7 protein-coding genes are annotated in these 4,487 nt (G+C 55.5%); 4 read left to right on the top strand and 3 right to left on the bottom strand.

What is annotated here, in order from left to right; all coding sequences use genetic code 11:
- The first annotated feature begins 164 nt into the window (after positions 1–164).
- Positions 165–419 carry an asparagine synthase-related protein gene (locus ACUVTA_RS08690; protein ID WP_445952549.1) on the top strand — a complete coding sequence of 85 codons (255 nt, stop codon included), beginning with the start codon at positions 165–167 and terminating at the stop codon, positions 417–419.
- A complete protein-coding gene (locus tag ACUVTA_RS08685; protein ID WP_445952548.1) occupies positions 386–673 on the top strand; it encodes an asparagine synthase-related protein in 288 nt (95 codons plus the stop codon). The genes ACUVTA_RS08690 and ACUVTA_RS08685 overlap by 34 nt, the downstream gene beginning before the upstream one ends.
- Here the strand turns inward: ACUVTA_RS08685 and ACUVTA_RS08680 are convergent.
- From ACUVTA_RS08680 to ACUVTA_RS08670, 3 genes are all read right to left on the bottom strand, one after another.
- A complete protein-coding gene (locus ACUVTA_RS08680; protein ID WP_445952547.1) occupies positions 562–897 on the bottom strand; it encodes a CorA family divalent cation transporter in 336 nt (111 codons plus the stop codon). The two genes, ACUVTA_RS08685 and ACUVTA_RS08680, sit on opposite strands and share 112 nt — an antisense overlap.
- 123 nt (positions 898–1,020) lie before the next feature.
- The gene (locus tag ACUVTA_RS08675) at positions 1,021–1,404 is read right to left on the bottom strand and encodes an HIT family protein (RefSeq protein WP_445952546.1); all 384 of its coding nucleotides are present in this window, start codon (positions 1,402–1,404) and stop codon (positions 1,021–1,023) included.
- Between the two features lie 40 nt (positions 1,405–1,444).
- Positions 1,445–2,083, bottom strand: coding sequence for a DUF1614 domain-containing protein (locus ACUVTA_RS08670; RefSeq protein WP_445952545.1), 639 nt, complete (start codon positions 2,081–2,083; stop codon positions 1,445–1,447).
- Between the two features lie 297 nt (positions 2,084–2,380).
- Between ACUVTA_RS08670 and ACUVTA_RS08665 the strand changes: the two genes are divergently transcribed.
- Together ACUVTA_RS08665 and ACUVTA_RS08660 are read left to right on the top strand one after the other, a co-directional pair.
- Positions 2,381–3,391 (top strand): PRK06851 family protein, encoded by a 1,011-nt coding sequence (locus tag ACUVTA_RS08665; protein ID WP_445952544.1) that lies wholly within the window; start codon positions 2,381–2,383, stop codon positions 3,389–3,391.
- 223 nt (positions 3,392–3,614) lie between these two features.
- Positions 3,615–4,355: a YjbE family putative metal transport protein gene (locus tag ACUVTA_RS08660; RefSeq protein ID WP_445952543.1), complete on the top strand. Its 741-nt coding sequence runs from the start codon at positions 3,615–3,617 to the stop codon at positions 4,353–4,355.
- Positions 4,356–4,487 lie beyond the last annotated feature (132 nt).

The raw sequence follows: 4,487 nt of genomic DNA, 5'->3' as shown, positions 1-4,487 counted from the left end.
AACTTTACACTAACGGATTTTCATTTCGTGCACTTTCGCGCAATCGTTCATAAAGATAGAGGGGGTAACATAAAGTTTGAAGTAACGTAAACTGATGGCATCACGGCTAAGGCGCCGAAGCCGATATCTGGGCGACGACATTTCCCTGGATACGAAACCTTGACGTGAGGATAGGTTTGTTAGCGCCCGAGGTGGCCCGCTATATCCGCCCGCAAGAATACGTTTCGGCCCGCTACCAGGAAGCCCTGACGGAGGTGCCCCGGCTTCTGGGTGAGGACCCCTACGCCGCTCGCCTCCGCGAGATCTCTTACCTGAGTATTACCTGGTTTATGCCCGTTTTATTAGACCGGAAAGACAGAACGAGCATGGCTTTTTTGGCCTCGAAGTGCGGGTACCGTACTGCGACCACCGGCTGGTAGAGTACGTATGGAATATTCCGTGGGAGATGAAATTCTACAACCAAACCGAAAAGGCTGTTTTGCGCCACGCGCTGCACGGGGTCCTGCCTGATGAGGTGTTGTGGCGGCGCAAAAGCCCTTACCCCAAAACGCATAACCCGGCTTACACAACCATAGTGCGGGAGCGGCTACTCCGGATTTTAGATGATCCCCACTCTCCCTCGCGGCCCCTTCTCAATTTGTCTGCCGTACGGGCCTTCGCGGGCTCCTGGTGAAAGGTAACCAGGACCTGCCGCCCGAGGGAAAGGTCGAACTGGATGCGCCGGTAGCCTTTCTCCCCACTGGTAGGGACGGCGGCGTAAAGAATCAGGAAGAGGTAGTCAGGGGAGGTATCAAGCTTCGCTCTTTGCTGCCCGTAGAGGCAGTTTTCCACCGCCAACGGGTGGAAGTTAAAGAGATCAGTTAAGAGCGCGACTTCGTCTGGTATAGGAGCCTCCATGTCGAGCCAAAAGAACCCCTGAGTCCGAAGTAAGTTTGCCAGGCGCTCTTTAAGTTCTGGTAACGGTGGATTAATCGCTACTCCAGTGCGGGTAACGAGTTGAAGCATTTCGGTTTTTCCCCACTACTCATCTTCCCGTAGCCACGGTGTGACGGGTTTTTTTACGCGGCGCAGGCCCCCGGGACGCGGGGAATCGCCGTTGAAGCGCGGAATAACGTGCAGGTGTACGTGGCCGATCGCTTGCCCTGCGCAAGCACCTACGTTTACCCCGACATTGTAGCCGTCGGGATGATACCGTTCGTCCAGGATTTTCTTTACCTCTGTTACGAGCCGGTGAAGCGCCATCACTTCTTCTTCTGTAGCTTCGAAATAAGAAGCGTAGTGGCGCCGGGGGATCACGAGCGTGTGCCCGGGGTTGACCGGGTACTTGTCGAATACGGCTACCGCCAGCTCGTTCGCCGCGATAATGGTGTCAGACGGTAAGTGGCAAAAGATACACTTTTCCATAAGGCAACCTCCCTGCAAATAGCTTTCCCAAACGCCCGGCTCAGGTTAAAAGGGCGGCGACGATGCCTACCAAAAAAATGCCGTCAAAGACACCCGCCCCGCCGATACTGAGGACCAGCGCGCCCATCTCGCGGAAGCGGGGCCAGTTCAAGATGTCGGCACCGAGGAGTGTACCCCAGACGCCGGAAATATAAGCTACCGGCGCCGGGTTGTCCCGGGATAGGAGAAGCGCGGCCACGGCGGCTACAAGGGGCGGGATGAATGCCGGCAAGATAACACCTACTCCGGGTACCGGACGGGCTAAGCCTTTGGCCACCGCGGCCACGACTACAGTAGCCATCAGGGTAGCCAAAAGTGGCGCCCGGCCCAGGAGATAGAGGCTAAAAAGTCCGGGAAGGATGGCGCCACCTAAATTTACCGCGATCACCTGCTCCCGCACGCGTGGCGGGTAATAGAAGAAAAACGGGAGTCCGAAAATTGGTCCTTCTTCAACAATGATCGGCTGTCGGGAAACAGGGATGTTGATTATTCCGCCGAGTAGGCAGAGGCTGAAAAAAAGCACTGCTCCCTGCGGGGAAAGCCCGAGCTTAGTAAGGGAAAAAGCGGCCACCTGGAAATAGAAGAAAAAGAAGAGTACCGGAAGCAACAGGAGAAATAGGAGGGGTAGAAAACAACCCACGGTTAAAACCGCCTTTCGTTCTCTCAGCTATGTTGCTAAAGTTTAGTTTTCGCCTTTTTTGAGCTCTTTTCCTCTTGAGGCGGAAATAAATTTTCCTAGTAGAATTCGGTGGCGTTTTTTATACGCTGCAACCGGTAGACCTTTTTAAGGAGTCGTGCACGACTCCAGTCGCCACCGGGCATGAAAATGGTTTAATTGCTTGTACTTCGGCCTTTTATAAACGTTGAACGTAGAACGGACCCTAAAGGTCTGTCAGTATAAGGCTAAACGTCTATTTTCAGGGGAGGCGAAGGCGGGTTGAAACAGGGGAAACTGCGGAAAATGTTTCCAAGGGGCAATACGGCTGCTGGTTTTTATTCTTACTACGACCAGATCATCGACCCGGACGCTAGACGCATTTTTATAATTAAGGGAGGGCCCGGGACCGGCAAATCCACCTTTATGCGGCAAATCGGGGAGGAGATGTTAGCCCGCGGGTTCGACGTTGAATTCATGTGCTCTTCGTCCGCTAATGGGTCACTCGACGGCGTGGTTATCCCGGCAATCCGGGTGGCCCTCATCGACAGCACGGCGCCGCATGGCGTCAATCCGAAGAACCCGGGGGTGGTGGACGAGATTGTTCATCTGGGTGATTTTTGGGACGAGGCCAAGCTGCGGGCGCATAAAGAAGAGGTTCTTGCGACTAACCGCCGGGTGAACCGGCTTTTCGGGATTGCCTACGCGCAGCTAAGGGAGGCGGTCATCAGGGACGAACTCGAAAGCTATATCCGCGAGAGCATGGATTTCGCCCGGGTGAACAAGGTTTTGCGGGAAACGGCGCGGGCGATTTTCAAGGACGCACCCGTCCAGCACGAGCGTTTCCCGCAGGTGCGGCGGCTCTTTGCGTCGGCTATCTCTCCCGATGGCGTGGTTCACCATCTACAGACGCTGCTTCAGGACCTGAAGATGCTCTATGTAGTTCAGGGACCGCCCGGATCGGGCCGGAGCACTTTCCTGGCACGGTTGGCGGCGGCCGTGATCCGCGGTCTTGATACGGAGGTTTTTCATTGTGCTTTTCTACCGCAGGAAATCGACCTTTTCATCATTCCTGTTCTTAAGGTAGCGGTGCTAAAGGAGGTTCCGGAGCTGGGTTTTGTACCGCCGGAGCAGTTGACGGTGCAAAGGGTAAACCTTGAGGAATATTCCCGGCTCCGGCGCCTTGCCGCCTACGCGGCGGAAATAGCCTACGCCCGGCGCCGCTTCAGCGAGGCGCTGGGACGTGCCGTCCACTATCTGCACTCTAGGCGAAGTTTACCCATGATTATTTAGAGGAATTTTATGCCGGGGCAATGGACTTCGCGCGGGTTGAAGCGCGGTGCCAGGAGATCCTGAACCGGATTCTCCGTTACGCCGCGGAAAACGAGACGTAAGGAGCCCTCGCCCGGCAAAGCAGTTTTGGCGCCTGTTGAGGAGGATATTTTGCTTGAGGCGAAATATTATTTAGGAGACGGCTTAGACATGGCAGCGGTTATTTTAGCGAGAAGGAGCCTTTATGGAGCCTCTTTTCTTAGGAGCGCTTGAGATTGCCCTAATTGATTTGGTTTTAGCGGGCGATAACGCCTGCGTTATCGCCATGGCGGTGCGCCGGCTGTGTGGGCGCCAGCGTTTTGCCGGGATCATCCTTGGGGCAGCGGCGGCGGTAATTTTGCGCGTTAGCCTTACCTTTGTGGCGTCAAAGCTAATCCTGCTCTCGTTCCTCAAACTAATCGGCGGATTACTCGTCCTCTGGATTGCGGTTAAGCTCTTGCGCGAGAACGCGGCCTGTGAGGTGGACGGTAGGGAAGCGGGCAGCCTGGTCGAGGCGGTTAGACTCATCATGGTCGCCGATTTTGTGATGAGTACCGATAACGTGCTCGCGATTGCCGCGGTAGCCAAGGGCAATTTACTGCTGCTTCTTTTCGCGTTGGGAGTGAGTATTCCTTTGGTGGTGTGCGGGTCAGGTTTCCTCTGCCTGCTTATGGACCGCTTTCCGGTGACGGCCTACCTTGCGGCGGCTATCCTGGGTAAGGTGGGTGGGGAACTTATGGTGACGGACCCGTTTATCTGGCAATTCTACCGGGTCCCGCGCGAAATGGAGCTTGCCGTGGAGTTGCTTTGCGCGGTAGGCGTGATTGTGGTGGCGCAGTGGCAAAACCGGCGGCGCGCGCGGATAAAGACGCTAAACTGGTCTGCTTCCAGACGGGCAAAATCGGGGGTTTCCGTGCTGCGGCGCCATTTTGAGGTTCGCCATTGAGGTTAACGTAAATCGATTGTAAGGGGATAGCGCGCCTTGACGGGTCTTTCTTTACCGGGTTATAATAGAAAGCGGGTCGGGGCGTAGCTCAGTTTGGCTAGAGCGCTACCTTGGGGTGGTAGAGGCCGCAGG

The sequence above is a fragment of the Thermodesulfitimonas sp. genome (assembly GCF_052743955.1).
Note: the sequence above shows the minus strand (reverse complement) of the source record. Positions and strands in the feature narration are given on the sequence as shown.